Origin of the sequence: Pantoea sp. BL1 (assembly GCF_000963985.1) — a bacterium.
GTDB lineage: Bacteria > Pseudomonadota > Gammaproteobacteria > Enterobacterales > Enterobacteriaceae > Pantoea > Pantoea rwandensis_B.
The window spans coordinates 31,340-46,987 of the sequence record NZ_JZRH01000004.1; the positions used below are offsets into that span (position 1 = coordinate 31,340).

Sequence of the window (15,648 nt, forward strand, 5' to 3'; positions counted from 1 at the left end):
GCTCATGTGTTGAGCGCTGGCTCGATTTATTCCCCCTCTCGCGATGAGAGAGGGGGAAGGAGCCGTGGGCCGGGTCTATTTCAGCAGTTCACGCTCAATCAATTCACGCGTTTCCACTGCCTGATACTTCATCTTCTCTGGATAACCAAACAGCGCCGCCGAGATAATTGACTCACCGCCGACTTTGTAGGTGCGGTTGGCGAAATCCATCTCACGCAGCGCTTCAAACAGCGCATCGAAGTTCACTTCACCTTCACCCACGGCAACGTGCTGATGAATGGTCGCATCGACACCCGGTGGGTTAACGATATAGCGGCAGTGCTTGGTGTGGTTCATGGTATCGGCAATCAACATATGCGACAGATCGTCGCCCGCGTAATGCAGCATGTTTTTCACATCGCCCACGCCTTTGTCGTAGTAGAAGGTGTGAGGCGCGCTATAGATGTATTTGACGTTATCGCTGCGGAACGATTTCACGATATCCGCCGTTTCGTTGCTTTGTTCGCAGAAATCCCAGGGATGTGCCTGAATTTCGACGCGGATGCCTTCACGTTCGATAATCGGCAATAGCTCATCCATTGAGCGATAGAACATCTCTTCACAGATTTCCGGCTCGTTAGGATTGCCTGAGAGTTCGGTATTGATCACCTGCACCCCCATCTCAACAGCGATTTCAATCATGCGTTTCCAGTTCTTTACCGCCGCCTGGCGACGCAACTCGTCCGGGCCAGACCAGCGATAAACCGTGATAAACGAAGAGATTTCTACGCCGGTCGCATTCAGCGCATTTTTGTACTCACGCATGATTTCCCGGCTGGCCTTCGGGTGTTTATAGAACGGATTGATCTGTGGATGGGGCGATTGTTCGATGTACTTGTAGCCCCATTCCGCCACCTGATGCACCATCCGCGTGATGCCCATATCTCTGATGACATCCACATCAAAAGCGATTTTCATATTGTTCTCCTGATCGTTAAGCGGTGCGCTCTTCATTAAACACCACACCGATCTGCTTTCTGACTTCATCCATGGCTTGCAGCGTGGCTAGTGAGGTGGTCAGCGGACGGACAGGCGAGTCAGACAGCCCCTGATGAATACACCAGGCGGTATGTTCGATTTCATGACAGAGCTGAATATAGCGGTTGTTCGGTTCTTCCCAGCGCAGCGTATGGCGGCCATCGCTGGAGGTAAGACGGAAATTGCCCGGCGCGTAGAACTGGCCGTCGAGATAGAGCGTGGCATCACGGCCGGCGATCACGGCGGTGCCCGGTGTGTTGCTGAACAGCGTGGTGTTGAGCACCGAGTGCATGCCGTTGCCGTGAGTGAGTAGCATCGACGTTTGCCCATTCACGCCGCCCGGTGCCGGCTGGCCTTTCGCCACAATGCTGCCTGGCGCACCGCCGACCAACACGCTGAAGCCGATCAAATAGCTGCCAAGATCCAGCATCGGACCACCCGCCAGATCCAGATTGAAAATGCGGTGATCCTGCGTGAAGTATTCGCCATGATCGGCGATGAGAGTATGAACCTCACCTAATGCGCCATCGGCCAGCAATTGACGGATCACATCGTACTTCGGCGCAAAATCGCACCACATCGCCTCTACGCACAAACGTTGTTGTTTGTGCGCTTCCTGCTGTAGCTGCAACGCCTGCTGTGCATTGAGCGCTAACGGTTTTTCAATCAACACATGCTTGCCCGCTTGCAGCGTGCGCAGCCCGTCGGGGAAGTGATGATTGTGCGGTGTGGCGATATACACCACATCAATGTCCTGGCGGCTGATCAGTGCGTCGAGGCCTTCAACGGCGTGCGGGATATCCCATTTGCTGGCAAAGGCTTGCGCTTTCTCCAGGCTGCGTGACGACACGGCGACCAACTGCTGCTGAGTGTGATGACGCAGCGCGTTGGCAAAGTGGTCGGCGATCCAGCCGGGTCCAACAATGCCCCAGCGCAGCGCGGGAATCTGGTTTTCAGGGTGACGGCGAGGTGCAGGTAGGGTCTGAGGGAACATATCATCTCCGTTATTATTGAGTCGTTCATGTGCCGGGAGCCGATAAGGCAGATCGCTTTCACTATAGAAAGGCGCGACCGCCGCCTCTATTTATTTACTGATGCAAATCCATCACTCCTCACCTCAGTCATCGAACAGAAAAATATCAAACATTTATTCCGCCAGGTAATTTAATGAAATGGATCATTTCATTTTTGCGAGGGCGATCAAATTACTGAGAGATTCTCTATCAGGCCTTGCGATTTGATGACGATTTCTTCCGCAATGGTTTCGCATTTTCATTCTGATTCGGGCATTATTTTTGATAACTAACTATCAAACTGGAATGTGTTGATGAGCAAAATCACCATGAATGCTATCGCGGGTGCGGCTGGCGTCGGTGTCGCCACGGTGGATCGGGTATTGAATCGCCGGGCACCGGTGCGTGCGGCCACCGAGCAGAAAGTATTGGAAGCCGCCAACCGACTGGGTTATCGCATGGCGCCGGTTGCCCCGTTCAGTGCTGAGGCGCACTCCGCGCGCGTGGCGCTTCGCATGGGGTTTGTGCTGCTATCAAAATCTTATTCGTTCTATCACTCGCTGACGGATGCCCTGCGGCAACAGACACAGCCGTTGCATCCCGCAGGCAGTGAACCTCGGTTTTACTGGCATGATATTGATGACGTTGCAGCAGTGGTGGCCTCGCTGCATAAGCTGGCGCAAGAGGTGGACGTGATTGGCTTAGTCGCGCTGGATCACCCACTGATCCGCCACGCCATCGAACAGATCTCACGCCAGGGCGTGCGGGTTTATGCACTGTTCTCCAACTTCTCGCCCTGTGGACATGCGGGCTATTTCGGGCTGGATAATCAGAAGGCCGGGCGCACTGCTGGCTGGGTGGCCTCGCATCTGCTGCATCAGCCGGGATCGGTGGGCGTGCTGGTGGGCGACCATCGTTTTACCTGTCAGGAGAGTTGCGAAATCAGCTTCCGCTCCTATCTGCGCGAGCAGGACAGCACCCGACGCGTATTAGAGCCGCTGAAAACCCATGAGTCGATTGATGGCGGCTATCACGCGACACGTCAGTTGCTGGAAGAGCATGCCGATCTCGCCTTAATCTACGCGCCCTGCGGCGGTATTGAAGGCGTGATTCATGCCTTACGTCAGCAGCCGCAGCGCAAGGTGGCGTTAATTTGCCACGGTCCGGTGAAAGAGGGCGAGCTGGCACTGATTGACGGCACGATCACCGTGATGATTCGCCATGAAATTGAGGACATGGTGCGGCAATTTGTCCGCACGACTCAACAAACTGTCGAATCAGGTGAGCATTTCTCTCAGGTCACGCTGCCGTTTGAGATCATCACGCGTGAGAATCTTTAGCCTCAAAGTACCGAAATCTGGCGACGCGATGAGAAGCGGCAGACTGATTCGCTCTCAGGCTGGCTGACCGGCAATGTGTCGGCAACACTTAAGTGGTTGGCCTGAAAGTGGCGCCAACTATGGTTTTGATAGATTATCTATCATTTTAATGATGAAAAATAACATGATCGCTATCAAAAAATGAATGTTTCATGATTGCTGTGGGTGAAATGTTTATTTGATACTTGCGCTATCCAACACCGCAAGGAACGATCATGACGATTCACATTGCTAATGCGCCCTGCAGCTGGGGTGTCGACGATCCTAAAAACCCTTTCCTGCCACCCTGGCAGAAAGTCCTGTCGGAAGCGGCTCAGGCGGGCTACAAAAGTATTGAGCTGGGTCCATGGACTTATCTGCCTACCGATGCCGCTGAACTGCGCCACCAGCTGGAAGCACATCAGCTTTCGCTAGTGGCGGGCACGATCTTTGACGATCTGGTCAGTGAGGCAAACTTCCCGGCGATGGTAGAACTGACACACAACATCTGTCGCAACCTGTCGCAGGTCCCTACCGCAGAGAAAACCCACGCGGACAATTTTCCCGCGCCTTACCTGGTGATCATTGATTTCGGTAATCCTGAGCGTGCCAGATTTGCCGGGCAGTCTGACAAAGCGCCGCGACTCTCTGGCGAAGAGTGGCAGCGCATGATGCAGCACATCACCACGCTGAGCCAGATTGCTCGCGATGAATATGGCGTGCGTGCGGTGATTCATCCGCATGCAGGCGGCTGCATTGAGTTTGCCGACGAACTGGCGCAGTTAGTGCAGGACATTCCGCACGAGGTGGCCGGTTTGTGCCTCGACACCGGGCATCTCTACTACTCCGGTATGGATCCGATCCCCTATCTGAGCCGTTACTGGGATCGCATCGATTACCTGCACTTCAAAGATGTGAATGACGCGGTCTGGCGCGATGTGATTGCGCGTAGCGTGGACTTCTTTGCTGCTTGTGCCGAAGGGGTAATGTGCCCGATTGGCCAAGGCGCGATTGATTATCCGGCGGTGCGGGCGTTCCTCGCTGAGCGCAATTATCAGGGCTGGATCACCATCGAGCAGGAGCGCGATCCGCGCAACGCCGACACCAGCCTGCGCGACGTTACCGCCAGCCTTCACTACCTGCAATCGGTCGGATTTTGAGGAGAACATCATGATTAACGGCATTAAAGCTCTGGATCGTTCACTGCGCTGGGGCATGGTGGGCGGCGGCGGTACCAGCCAGATTGGCTATATCCATCGTTCTGCGGCACTGCGTGATGGCAATTTCGTGTTGCAGGCGGGCGCATTTGATCTTAACGCTGAACGAGGCCGTACGTTTGGCGTATCGCTGGGCGTCGATGCGGATCGCTGCTATCCGGATTACGAAACGATGTTTGCGGCGGAAGCGGCGCGTGCAGACGGCATCGAAGCCGTTTCCATCGCCACACCGAACAATACCCACTTCACCATCTGTCGTGCGGCGCTGAATGCCGGCTTGCATGTGGTGTGTGAGAAGCCACTGTGCTTCACCACCGAAGAAGCGGACGAGCTGGAAAAACTCTGTGTCGAGAAGAAGAAGATCATTGGCGTGACTTACGGTTATGCCGGCCATCAGCTGATCCATCAGGCGCGCGAGATGATCGCGGAGGGGTTGCTTGGCGAGATTCGCATTATCAATATGCAGTTCGCGCACGGCTTCCATAACGAAGCGGTGGAGCTGCAGAATGAAAGCACCAAGTGGCGCGTCGATCCACGCTTTGTCGGTCCCAGCTATGTACTGGGCGATCTGGCGACCCATCCATTGTTTATCGCGGAAACCATGGTGCCGAAACTGCAGGTGAAACGTCTGCTGTGCAGCCGCCAGAGTTTCGTGAAAACCCGTGCGCCGCTGGAAGATAATGCTTTTGTGATGATGGAGTACGACAACGGCGCCGTCGGCACCATGTGGGCCTCGGCGGTAAACTGCGGCTCGATGCACGGTCAAAAAGTACGGGTGATTGGTGAAAAAGCCAGTCTGGAGTGGTGGGACGAGCAGCCGAACCAGTTACGTTATGAAGTGCAGGGCGAGCCGGTGCAGATTCTGGAACGCGGTATGGGCTATCTGCATAAAAGTGCGCTGGCCGATGACCGTATTGGCGGTGGTCACCCGGAAGGGCTGTTTGAAGCCTGGTCAAATCTCTATCGTCGTTTTGCGCTGGCGATGGATGCCACCGATCGCGGTGATGAGGCATTTCTCGCCGACTTCTGGTATCCCGATGTGCATGCCGGATTGATGGGCGTGCGTTGGGTAGAGCAGTGCGTGAAGTCAGCGGATGCCGGTGCGGTGTGGGTGGATTGCTAACCTGAAACGACCTCGATGCTGACGGCGGCGCATGACTTTGCGCCGCCTCGGGTATCCTGCCCTTTGATATCAATGTGAGCGTAAATCGCTCAGGAAGCGCTGGGCGCGCGGGTGCTGTGGTTGGGTGAAGAACTTCTCTGGCGTCGATTTCTCCAGAATTTGCCCCTGATCCATAAACCAGATGGTGTCCGCCACTTCACGTGCGAAATTCATCTCGTGCGTCACGCACATCATTGTCATCCCTTCCTGCGCCAGGCTGCGCATCACCGATAATACTTCACCGACCATTTCAGGATCGAGTGCCGAGGTCGGTTCATCAAACAGCATCACCGGCGGCTTCATTGCCAGCGCACGGGCAATCGCCACGCGCTGCTGCTGACCGCCAGACAACTGCGCCGGATAGGCATCCGCTTTGTGTGATAAGCCAACGCGATCCAGCAACTCACCCGCTTGTTTACGCGCTTCGGCACGCTTCACGCCCAAGACTTTCATCGGTGACATCATGATGTTCTCTGCCACCGAGACGTGGGGGAACAGGTTGAAGCTCTGAAACACGAACCCAATGCGAGTGCGTAGATGGTTGAGGCGTGTACTGCTGCCATGAATGTCGGTGCCATCAAATACGATCTGGCCATTATCAATGGGTTCCAGACGATTAACGGTGCGGATCAAAGTGGATTTTCCCGATCCAGACGGACCGCACACCACCACCACTTCGCCGGTATTGATTTCGGCACTCAGGTCGGTCAGTGCCTGATACGCGCCGTACCATTTGTTGACCTGGTTAAACATGATCATCGGGGTCATTGTGGTTCCTTATTGCGAAGAGGTTTTAGTCAGCATCACCGCGGGTGCAACGCTGGGATTAGCCTGCGGCGGTTGGCGACGTTTCTGCGCAATATGCGCTTCAAGTTTGTTAGCGAGCCAGGTGAGGCTGAAGCAGATGATGTAGTAACTCAGCGCCACAATAGCGAACACCTGGAACGGTTTGGTCAGCAGTTGATTACTGACCTGATTAGCGGCAAAGGTCAGCTCCGGCACGTTAATCACGTAGCCCAGCGTGGAGTCTTTGATGATGGAAACCAACTGGCTCACCAGGCTCGGCAAGGTGTTGAACAGCGCCTGCGGCAGAATCACTAAACGCAGGGTTTTCAGGTGGCTCATCCCCAGCGCACGTGACGCTTCATACTGGCCGTGCGGCAGCGCCTGAATGCCGCCACGCACGATCTCAGCGATGTAGGCGCTCTCATAAATCACCAGCGTACACAGCATGGTGGCGAAGCCGCTGATGTTGTGGCCAATCAGCAACGGGACGCAGAAGTAGGTCCAGAACACCACCATCATCAGCGGAATGCCGCGCAGCAGATACACCCAACAGGTGGCGGGCCAGCTCAGCCAGCGCCACGGCGACAAACGTGCCAGGCCAAGCAACACGCCGATGGGGAAAGCCAGCAACACGGCCAGCACGGAGATCAAAAGCGTACAGAGTACGCCGCCCAGCGGACCGTTAGGGTACTGGCCCATTAACAGCAGCATGCCGTTGTCATGCAAAATGGTGAAGATCTCTAACATCGCCATTACCTCGCGTAAACGCGCTGGAAGCGGCGGGCCAGCAGCGCGCCCAAGCCCATCAGCAGCAGGGAGAAGAACAGGTAACCCACGGTTGCCACTAAGTAGGATTCGAAGGTACGGAAGGTTTGGTTCTCGATATCACGCGTCACATAGGTGAGGTCTGCCACGCCAATCACCATCGCCAGACTGGTGTTTTTGAACAGCAGCACGGTGTGATTGACCACAGATGGCAGCGCATTGCGCACACCCTGCGGCAATATCACCGAGCGCATGGCGCGGACATAGCTCATGCCAAGCGCGCGGGCGGCCTCATTTTGTCCGTCCGGAATGGCACGCAGGCCGCTGCGGATATCTTCAGAGAAGTAGGCGGCCTGACACAGCCCGAGCGCGATCAGAGAAAATAAAAACTCGGCATTGTAGTCAACGATCATCATCTGCAGCGATTCCGGCAGCAGTGTGGGGATCGCGAAGTACCACATCATCAACTGAATCAGCGTTGGCACATTGCGGTGATAGGAGACGTACGCCTTGACCAGCCCAACGGCAAGTCGATTCTCCGTCAGGCGGACCACCACCAATAGCAGGGCGAGAACCATCGCCAGCAGCCAGGCACCCAACGCCAGTTCAAGGGTGACCACCGTTCCGTCAACGATCATCTGGCCGTAATGGCCGGTTATCACACTGCTGAAATCAAGTGCCATACAGTTACCTCATCGTACGGTTTTACGCGGTGCGGTCGCCCGGTCGCATAGTGGAAAGACCGCCCGGCACCTGCAGCGTCGGGGTTATTTCGATGTTGCCGATGTTGACGGCGACCGGCGCAGACAGCGCAAAGGCCACGCAGTCGGCAATATCTTTGGCCTGCGGCAGTTCAAAGCCATCGATAAAGCGGCGGCGTGCGTCCTCGTGATCGCCTGAAACGTTGCCAAAGATGTCGGTGGCCACACGACCTGGGCAGATTTCGGTGATGCGCACACGTTTGCCATAGCAGTCCACGCGCAGCTGGCGCGACAGGGCATGTACCCCGGCTTTGGTGGCGTGATACACCGAGTTGCCGTTGAAGTTGTAGATGGCGGCAATCGAGGTGATGTTGAATACGTGGCCACGGTCACGCGCCATCATACCCGGTACCAGCAAGCGGCACAGATGCAGCACAGCACGCAGGTTGACATCCACTTGTGTCTCCACCACGTTTTCGTCTGCCTCAAGAATCGAACCAGGATGAGAGAGACCTGCATTGTTGACCAGGATATCGATCTCCAGATCTTTGCACAGCGCAGTCAGCGCATTAACGTCGCTGACATCCACGGCATGCGGGATGCAGCCGGTGCGATCGGCCAGCGCGGCCAGCTGTTCCTTGCGACGCGCCACCGCGTGCACGGTGATCCCTTCTTTGCACAGGCGCTCAACAATCGCTTCGCCCATGCCAGCTGATGCGCCGGTCACCAGCGCGGTTTTGTAATCTGAAAATGGCATTTGTGTTTCCTCGTTTCGCCAGGGGTGTCTCCGGCGTAATGGGTCTTTTTTGACTTTATGCAGTTATGCCGCAAGGGCATAAGACATAAAAACTGTGAGGCGATAAGAGCCCCTTATAATCGGATCGATAATTAATTATCCGATTGAAGAATAAGGATTTCTTCGTCGTATTCAACCACAGAGCGTGTTTCAGGAGATAATGGCTGCACCCGCCCTTTGCAGGGGCTGAGCACCGGCACGTACAGTGGGCCAACCTGCACCATCGCCAGCAGATCCTGAGCTTCAACTTGCTGCCCCGGCTGGACAAAATCTTGCTGGCTGTGGGGATGGCGACGCAGCAACGTGCCGGGTAGCGGCGCGCCAATGAGATGCGTCACGGGCGGACACGCCTCCGTAGGGATCATCGTGGGGGATGTGAAAGAGGGCGGGGCAAACGTCAGACGCACCGACCACTGTTTGCCCTCTAACACCAGACTATTGAGGCCGGATCGTTGCATCTTGCGCGCCAACGCACGCAGCGTCGGCAGCGGTATCGCAGTTTTTTCCATGGGGTTCCCGTCAAAGCGAAACACGCCCGCCGCAGCGGGCAACAGACCGAATCAATCTAGCGCGTTCGTCAGACGGGCAGTAAGAGGGTTTCGCTTTGCGGTGATAAGCGGGTCTTATCCCACGAGGGTCAGTGGATGGTTCTCCACGTTGCGGCGCGACATCAGCGACAGCAGAATCGATTTCACTGCTTCAGCAGGCTGGGACAGCGGCAGATGATCTGACATGCAGAACGACAGTGAGGCCTGCACATCCGGCTCGATGATCTTCGCCATCCAGGTATCGCCATTTTTCAGCATCGCGCGTGCGGCGGATTCCGGCATGATGGTGGTGCCCAGGCCGGCACTCAGTGCCGCATTCAGGGTGGTTTGCGACTCAATTTCGCACTTCACACGGTACTGCAGATTGTTCTGTACGAAGGCGTCATCCAGCACTTTGCGCATGATGTTATAGATACGTGGCAGGAAAAGATCATATTGCGCGACCTGCGACAGTGGGATCTCTTTCACTGGTTTCGCCAGGCTGAACGGACAAACGAAGCACAAATCCTCTTTCATCAGCGGCATGAAGCGCAGGCCATGGATGGTGCGATGATCGTATATCACAGCCATATCCATGCGGCCGTTCATGATCAGCTCGCTCAGGGTGGTGCCGAAGTTTTCGTTAAAATAGAGCACGATGCCAGGATGTTGTTGCTGCACTTCCATCATCAGCGGCAGCGCCAGGTTTTGCGCCGCTGTGCCCGGTGCCAGCCCGACCGAGACGCTGCCGCTTAGCGCTGCACCAACCAGATCAATCGCACTTTGCGCCTGTTCGCACTGGCGCAAAATGGACTGGGCATGGGAATAGAGTGTTTTCCCGGCTTCGGTGGGCGTGACGCCGCGTTTGGTGCGAATCAACAGTTGTTGATTCACTTCACCTTCCAGCGTGGCCAGCTGTTGGCTCAACGCGGGTTGGGCAATATGCAGGATATCGGCAGCTTGCGTCAGGCTTCCAACGTCAACAATTTTAACAAAGTACTTCAGGCGACGAAGATTCATGGACACTTCCCTCAAACAGAACGCATATCCTCATCAAGCAAAGTTGATGCCAGAATAAGCTTTCGTTATTGAACTCAGACAGGAGGGTATGGCTACCGGGCCTCCTGAGGCTGGTGCTGAGCTAGTGAGCCGCCGGCATGGCGGGTGTTGAAAAATGCAGCACTGCACCGAATGAGTGCAGTTGACCCATCAGCATTGCCAATGACGGGCAAGGAAAATCGTGGGTTCGAGATGTGACTCGGGAAAGAAAGTAACACTTTATTAACATCCCGTCAGGCGTGCGGGCGTGACCTGTCGCGCAATTCTGAGTCAATCTGCTGCCTTTATGGCAGAAGTGTGCAGTCGGTCCAGTCATCGCTTTGTGTTATATCACCACAACAAAGCACTATTATCCGTGGCTTCGGCCCTAATCCTATGCTCAGGGAAAACTGACACTCCCCGAACCCAGGATTGACCATGCCCGAGATAGCCGATCGATTAAAAAATGTGACCGTTTCCGCCTCCGTTGCCATGACCCAAAAAGCGCGCGATCTCGCGGCGCAGGGCGTTGATGTGGTAGCACTTTCTACCGGCGAACCGGATTTCCCCACGCCGGAACATGCGATTGAAGCCGCCTACGCTGCTGCACGCGCGGGCGATACGCGCTATCCGCCGACCGACGGTACGCCTGCGCTGCGTAAAGCCATCCAGCTGAAATTCAAGCGGGACAACCAGCTGGAGTATGACGTGAGCCAGATTCTCACGGCGGGTGGCGCGAAGCAGATCATCTTTAACGCCATCATGGCGACCATCAATCCGGGCGACGAAGTGGTGATCCCCACGCCGTCATGGATCAGCTATGCCGATATCGTGAAATTTGCTGGTGGCGTTCCAGTACCGCTGCCGTGTGCGCAGGAGAACGGCTTTAAACCGCTGCCGGCGGATCTGGATGCGGCGATCACGGACAAAACTAAATGGCTGCTGCTGAACTATCCGAGCAACCCAACCGGTTCAGTGGCCAGCAAAGCCGAGCTACTGGCGCTGGGCGATGTGCTGTTGCGTCATCCGCAGGTGTGGATTATGACGGATGATATCTATGAGCATCTGATCTACGACGATGTGCGTTTTTATACCCTTGCGCAGGTTGAGCCACGCTTGTATGACCGCGTGCTGACGGTGAACGGTGTGTCGAAAGCTTATTCGATGACCGGCTGGCGTCTGGGCTTCTGCGGCGGTCCTGCACCGCTGATTAAAGCCATGAGCAACGTGAACACCCAGAACAGCGGCGGCGTCTGTACCCTGACGCAGGCGGCGGCGGTAGCGGTGCTGGAAGGCCCACAGGATCTGTTGCAGGAGCGTGCACGCATTTACCGTCAACGCCGTGATTACGTGCTGGAGCGTCTGACCTCGATTGATGGCCTGCGCTGTCATAAGCCAGAAGGCGCGTTTTATCTGTTTGTGAATATTGAAGGATTGATCGGCAAGACCAGTGCGGGGGGCCGCTTCATCAGCAACGATGCCGATTTTGTGCTGGCGCTGATTGAAGAGCAGCACGTCGTCACCGTACAGGGTGCGGCTTATGGTATGAGCCCGTACTTCCGTTTGTCCTACGCCACCAGCATGGAACGCTTAGAGACCGGCTGCGATCGCATCGCGGCGTTCTGCGCAGGCTGCCGTTAAGCGGAAAACGAGAAAATGGCTGCCGAAGGGCAGCCTTTTTTATTTGGGCGATGAAAAAACGTTACTGAGCAAGCACTTCTGCCGCCGGTGCCACCTGATGGCCGCTGGCTTCAATTTCACTGCGCACGATACTGGCGAGGGCCAGGGAGCCTGGCGTATCGCTGTGCACCAGGATCGAACGCGCGCGGACAGCTATCACTTCCCCTTCGAAGGTGGTGACAGTGCCATGCTGCAGGAACTGCCGCACGCGGGCACGCAGCGCCGTTTCCTCTTTGATCACCGAGCCAGCAATGCCGCGCGGCACTAAGCGCCCTTGAGCATCGTAGGCGCGGTCGGCGAGAAACAGCGTCAGGGTTTTCAAGCCCGCTGCCTGTGCCGCTCGCTCAATGATGGTGTCGGGTTGTGCGAACACAATCAGATCCGCATTGATACGTGCTATCAGCGTCATCACCTGCTGCGCTAATGCCTCGTCGCGATTGACGATATTGCCCATCGCAGCGTGGAAGCTAAAGTGCGACACCTTCGTGCCTTCTGCCTGAGCAATCGCTGTCAGCGCGCCGAGTTGATAAGCCACCTGCTGGCAGATCTCTTCGGCACTGAACGGCAGTTCGCGACGACCAAAACCCTGACGATCGGGCAAGCCAGGATGCGCACCAATGCCGACACCGTTCTCTTTCGCCAGTCGCACCATTCGGGTCATGATCGCCGGATCGCCGGCGTGGAATCCACAGGCGATATTGGCTGAGGAGACCACTTTCATCAGCGCGGCGTCATCGCACAGTTGATAAACGCCGAAGCCTTCGCCCATATCGGAGTTCACATCAATCTTCATGGTTTGGGTTCCTTCGGAAAATTATGCGGTTAACGCTTTACGCAGCGGTGGGCAGCTCACACGTAAGCGGCTCAGCCAGCCTGCGACCTGTTGCTCGATGGCGATGGCCTCACGCGTATCGCTCTGGATCAGCTGGATCGATTGGCCGGGTAATACCTGTCCTAAACGCCACAAATCCTGCTCGATCACCCCGGCGATCTTGGGATAACCGCCCGCAGTGTTGGCATCGCTGAGCTGAATGATCGGCTCGCCGCCGGGCGGCACCTGCACAATGCCAGGTATGAGCCCGTAAGAACGCATCTCAATGGTTTGTGAAGGGAAAATCGGATCGCCCGCCAATCGATATCCGGTGCGATTGCTTTGATTGGAGACCTGCCATGATTGCTGCCAGAAGCGACCGGCATCGGCAGCAAACAAGGGATATTCGCCGGATGGAATGGCGCGCAACTGAATCTCACCTGCGCTGTTACGCGGGAAATGTGCACGCAGGGCGCTGTCGGGCGGCTCAATGCCAATACCGCTGCTGGGCAACGGGGAAGCCTGTGTTTCACCCAGCGCCAAACGATCGCCACGCTGCAGCGGGCGGCCTTCCAGGCCACCAAAGCCACCGCGCAGTGCCGTGCTGCGTGAACCCAGCACCATTGGCACATCAATGCCGCCCGCTATACAGAGATAACCGCGTGCGCCACTGCGCGGGTAACGCATTTCCAGCACCTGTCCGGCACGCACGCCGCAGCCCCACCAGGGCAGCAACGGCACACCGTCTAAAGTGGCGCGACAATCCGCACCTGTTACCGCAATGCTGCTGTCCTGCAAAAAACGCACACGGAATGGGAACAGCTGAACTTCAATAGCGGCGGCATTTTCTTCATTGCCGAGCAGCAGATTTCCGGCGCGCAGTGCCAGCGGGTCCATTACGCCGCTGACCGAGACGCCCATATGGCGGAAGTTGAAACGGCCCAGATCCTGAACCGTGTTCAGTGCGCCGCTCTGTTCAATTTCGATCACAGTTCAATCCTCTGCGGCAGAAAACGGATACGATCGCCCGGTGCCATCAGCGCGGGGGACTCAGCCAGAGGATCAAACACTTCCAGCTCGGCAAAACCGATGGCGTTCCAGCCGTTGGGGCCAGTCAGTGCAGAGACACCCGCCTGGGCGCCGCCAATGGTAACGGTACCTTTCAACATGCTGAGCGATGGGACTTTCTTGCGTGGCGTGGCTAATTGCGGATCGAGCCCATGCAAATAACCAAAGCCCGGCGCGCTGCCGAGAGCAAACACGGTGTATTCGCTCTGATGGTGACGGCGCACCACTTCGCGTGCGCTGAATCCGGTGTGACGACAAACCGCATCCAAATCGGTGGCGTGCTCGCCGCCGTAATAGACCGGAATTTCAATCAATTTGCCCTGCGGACTGATCGCCTGCGCTTGATCCCAGGCGGCATGCAGCGAGGCACGTATGGCCGCTTCGTCCTGGGGGATGTGTCGGAACAGCACCAGCAGATTGGTGACGCCGGGGATCAAGGCTTCAACCGCCTCATCCGCCTGCAGCAAACGTGCCAGTGACCAGATGCGGCGTTGAGCGGAGAGATCGAATCCGCCCGGTGCTTCCACCAGCCACGCGCGGGCACCGATGGTGGAGAGCGTAATCGAAGAGGAACAAGCCAGCGCAGAGGCGCTGGCGGGCTGGATATCCGGTTGCGACATCACGGGCATGATTATTCCAGTGGTTCAAATTTCAGGCTGGAGAGCGGCTGTACGCGCTCTTCGCGCACCATTTTGTATTCGGTATTTGGCCCGATCCAGGTGTTCCAGATTTTGTCGATGGTGCCATCGTCGTCCATCGCTTTCAGGCTGCTGTTAACGCTGGCCAGCAGGGCAGGTTCATCCTTTTTCATGCCGACACCAATCGGTTCCAGCGCCATCGGCTCTTTCACCATCGCCAGATTGATGCCGTCTTTTTTCGCCTGGGCGATGGTTTTCATCCCGGTCATGGTGTTAGTGACAAAGCCCACGGATTTGTTCTGCTCCAGCGCCAGGAAGGCGGAGGCAGAATCCTGGAAGGTGACGGCTTTACCGCCTTTGATGTGGATCGATTGCTCGGACGTGGTGCCCTTGGTGGCGCTGATGCGTTTGCCTTTGAAATAGTCCAGTGGTTTATCTGCCAGCGGCGCTTTCACCAGCAGCATCTCTTTCGCCACGTAGTAAGGATCGCTGAACTGGATCTGATTGCCACGCGTTTTGGTGTAGGCCAGGTTAGCAATCAATACATCGGCACGGCCGGTGGCGATCACCGCGATACGCGCTTCCACAGAGGTTGGCACCAGAGTCAGTTTGACGTTCATCTGCCTGGCCAGAGCGTTGCACAGGTCGATATCCATGCCTGCCAGCTGACGCGTTTGTGGATCTGGCGAAGAGAAGGGCGGTACGTCGGAGTAAACGGCGCATTTCAGTTCACCGCTCGATTTAATGTTCGCCATCATATCTGCCTGCGCCGCCGAAACAGCCAGCAACGGCAGCATTGCCAGGCCAAGGGTGGTCAGTTTTTTCATGGTCATGTGCATTCCCTCAAGGGTGGATACTGCTTAGGAGCGCAAAATCTCGCTTTTCTGGACTATATCGGCTTTGTTTTGCGGCGAAAAAGAGGGAAAGCGTGTTATGCAATAGGGAAATGATATGACCGATGGCGATAAGTTATTTCTATTCAGGCAGAGCGAAAAAGTGTTATCCAGCGCACATTTTTCTCCCTAGTGTTAGCCGCGTTGTCCTCTCGGCAACCCCGCCGATTGCACGTGG

General features: G+C 56.2%; 16 protein-coding genes. 4 read left to right on the forward strand and 12 right to left on the reverse strand.

Annotated elements, in window-relative coordinates; translation table 11 throughout:
* Positions 1 to 75 precede the first annotated feature (75 nt).
* Positions 76 to 957, reverse strand: a complete 882-nt coding sequence (locus tag VH86_RS03300; protein WP_038643533.1) for a sugar phosphate isomerase/epimerase family protein — start codon at positions 955 to 957, stop codon at positions 76 to 78.
* A gap of 16 nt (positions 958 to 973) precedes the next feature.
* Positions 974 to 2,011 (reverse strand): Gfo/Idh/MocA family protein, encoded by a 1,038-nt coding sequence (locus tag VH86_RS03305; RefSeq protein ID WP_045831883.1) that lies wholly within the window; start codon positions 2,009 to 2,011, stop codon positions 974 to 976.
* Positions 2,012 to 2,344: 333 nt separating this feature from the next.
* Between VH86_RS03305 and VH86_RS03310 the strand changes: the two genes are divergently transcribed.
* The 3 genes from VH86_RS03310 (at position 2,345) to VH86_RS03320 (ending at position 5,728) form a co-directional block, all read left to right on the forward strand.
* Positions 2,345 to 3,370: a LacI family DNA-binding transcriptional regulator gene (locus tag VH86_RS03310; protein ID WP_045831884.1), complete on the forward strand. Its 1,026-nt coding sequence runs from the start codon at positions 2,345 to 2,347 to the stop codon at positions 3,368 to 3,370.
* Positions 3,371 to 3,624: 254 nt separating this feature from the next.
* Positions 3,625 to 4,548: a TIM barrel protein gene (locus VH86_RS03315; protein ID WP_045831885.1), complete on the forward strand. Its 924-nt coding sequence runs from the start codon at positions 3,625 to 3,627 to the stop codon at positions 4,546 to 4,548.
* 10 nt (positions 4,549 to 4,558) lie between these two features.
* The gene (locus tag VH86_RS03320; protein ID WP_045831886.1) at positions 4,559 to 5,728 is read left to right on the forward strand and encodes a Gfo/Idh/MocA family protein; all 1,170 of its coding nucleotides are present in this window, start codon (positions 4,559 to 4,561) and stop codon (positions 5,726 to 5,728) included.
* A gap of 69 nt (positions 5,729 to 5,797) precedes the next feature.
* Here VH86_RS03320 and VH86_RS03325 read toward each other — a convergent pair whose 3' ends face one another.
* From VH86_RS03325 to nac, 6 genes are all read right to left on the reverse strand, one after another.
* Complete coding sequence (locus tag VH86_RS03325; protein WP_045831887.1) at positions 5,798 to 6,535, reverse strand: amino acid ABC transporter ATP-binding protein; 738 nt, start codon at positions 6,533 to 6,535, stop codon at positions 5,798 to 5,800.
* 9 nt (positions 6,536 to 6,544) lie between these two features.
* Positions 6,545 to 7,300, reverse strand: coding sequence for an amino acid ABC transporter permease (locus VH86_RS03330; protein WP_038643525.1), 756 nt, complete (start codon positions 7,298 to 7,300; stop codon positions 6,545 to 6,547).
* A gap of 5 nt (positions 7,301 to 7,305) precedes the next feature.
* A complete protein-coding gene (locus VH86_RS03335; RefSeq protein ID WP_038643523.1) occupies positions 7,306 to 8,001 on the reverse strand; it encodes an amino acid ABC transporter permease in 696 nt (231 codons plus the stop codon).
* 22 nt (positions 8,002 to 8,023) lie between these two features.
* A complete protein-coding gene (locus tag VH86_RS03340; protein ID WP_038643522.1) occupies positions 8,024 to 8,776 on the reverse strand; it encodes an SDR family oxidoreductase in 753 nt (250 codons plus the stop codon).
* Between the two features lie 131 nt (positions 8,777 to 8,907).
* Positions 8,908 to 9,324, reverse strand: coding sequence for a biotin/lipoyl-containing protein (locus VH86_RS03345; RefSeq protein ID WP_045831888.1), 417 nt, complete (start codon positions 9,322 to 9,324; stop codon positions 8,908 to 8,910).
* Between the two features lie 114 nt (positions 9,325 to 9,438).
* Entirely contained in the window at positions 9,439 to 10,362 is a 924-nt protein-coding gene (gene nac / locus VH86_RS03350) for a nitrogen assimilation transcriptional regulator NAC (RefSeq protein ID WP_034826712.1), read from the reverse strand.
* Positions 10,363 to 10,818: 456 nt separating this feature from the next.
* On the opposite strand from nac, the gene VH86_RS03355 reads away from it, so the two are divergent.
* Complete coding sequence (locus VH86_RS03355; RefSeq protein ID WP_045831889.1) at positions 10,819 to 12,021, forward strand: pyridoxal phosphate-dependent aminotransferase; 1,203 nt, start codon at positions 10,819 to 10,821, stop codon at positions 12,019 to 12,021.
* Between the two features lie 61 nt (positions 12,022 to 12,082).
* Here the strand turns inward: VH86_RS03355 and VH86_RS03360 are convergent, their stop codons facing one another.
* Genes VH86_RS03360 through VH86_RS03375 form a run of 4 tightly spaced genes read right to left on the reverse strand, consistent with a single transcriptional unit; the run spans position 12,083 to position 15,410 of the window.
* Positions 12,083 to 12,853, reverse strand: coding sequence for a 5-oxoprolinase subunit PxpA (locus tag VH86_RS03360; RefSeq protein ID WP_045816631.1), 771 nt, complete (start codon positions 12,851 to 12,853; stop codon positions 12,083 to 12,085).
* 21 nt (positions 12,854 to 12,874) lie between these two features.
* Positions 12,875 to 13,861, reverse strand: a complete 987-nt coding sequence (locus VH86_RS03365; RefSeq protein WP_045831890.1) for a biotin-dependent carboxyltransferase family protein — start codon at positions 13,859 to 13,861, stop codon at positions 12,875 to 12,877.
* Positions 13,858 to 14,559, reverse strand: coding sequence for a 5-oxoprolinase subunit PxpB (gene pxpB / locus VH86_RS03370; protein ID WP_369800300.1), 702 nt, complete (start codon positions 14,557 to 14,559; stop codon positions 13,858 to 13,860). Before pxpB ends, VH86_RS03365 begins: the two co-directional genes overlap by 4 nt.
* Before the next feature lie 11 nt (positions 14,560 to 14,570).
* The gene (locus tag VH86_RS03375; RefSeq protein ID WP_038643515.1) at positions 14,571 to 15,410 is read right to left on the reverse strand and encodes a transporter substrate-binding domain-containing protein; all 840 of its coding nucleotides are present in this window, start codon (positions 15,408 to 15,410) and stop codon (positions 14,571 to 14,573) included.
* Positions 15,411 to 15,648: the final 238 nt, after the last annotated feature.

Coding starts and splice junctions, on each gene's coding strand:
- VH86_RS03300 (WP_038643533.1), bottom strand. CDS start 957: ATGAAAATCGCTTTTGATGTGGATGTCATCAGAGATATGGGCATCACG.
- VH86_RS03305 (WP_045831883.1), bottom strand. CDS start 2,011: ATGTTCCCTCAGACCCTACCTGCACCTCGCCGTCACCCTGAAAACCAG.
- VH86_RS03310 (WP_045831884.1), top strand. CDS start 2,345: ATGAGCAAAATCACCATGAATGCTATCGCGGGTGCGGCTGGCGTCGGT.
- VH86_RS03315 (WP_045831885.1), top strand. CDS start 3,625: ATGACGATTCACATTGCTAATGCGCCCTGCAGCTGGGGTGTCGACGAT.
- VH86_RS03320 (WP_045831886.1), top strand. CDS start 4,559: ATGATTAACGGCATTAAAGCTCTGGATCGTTCACTGCGCTGGGGCATG.
- VH86_RS03325 (WP_045831887.1), bottom strand. CDS start 6,535: ATGACCCCGATGATCATGTTTAACCAGGTCAACAAATGGTACGGCGCG.
- VH86_RS03330 (WP_038643525.1), bottom strand. CDS start 7,300: ATGTTAGAGATCTTCACCATTTTGCATGACAACGGCATGCTGCTGTTA.
- VH86_RS03335 (WP_038643523.1), bottom strand. CDS start 8,001: ATGGCACTTGATTTCAGCAGTGTGATAACCGGCCATTACGGCCAGATG.
- VH86_RS03340 (WP_038643522.1), bottom strand. CDS start 8,776: ATGCCATTTTCAGATTACAAAACCGCGCTGGTGACCGGCGCATCAGCT.
- VH86_RS03345 (WP_045831888.1), bottom strand. CDS start 9,324: ATGGAAAAAACTGCGATACCGCTGCCGACGCTGCGTGCGTTGGCGCGC.
- nac (WP_034826712.1), bottom strand. CDS start 10,362: ATGAATCTTCGTCGCCTGAAGTACTTTGTTAAAATTGTTGACGTTGGA.
- VH86_RS03355 (WP_045831889.1), top strand. CDS start 10,819: ATGCCCGAGATAGCCGATCGATTAAAAAATGTGACCGTTTCCGCCTCC.
- VH86_RS03360 (WP_045816631.1), bottom strand. CDS start 12,853: ATGAAGATTGATGTGAACTCCGATATGGGCGAAGGCTTCGGCGTTTAT.
- pxpB (WP_369800300.1), bottom strand. CDS start 14,559: ATGTCGCAACCGGATATCCAGCCCGCCAGCGCCTCTGCGCTGGCTTGT.
- VH86_RS03375 (WP_038643515.1), bottom strand. CDS start 15,410: ATGACCATGAAAAAACTGACCACCCTTGGCCTGGCAATGCTGCCGTTG.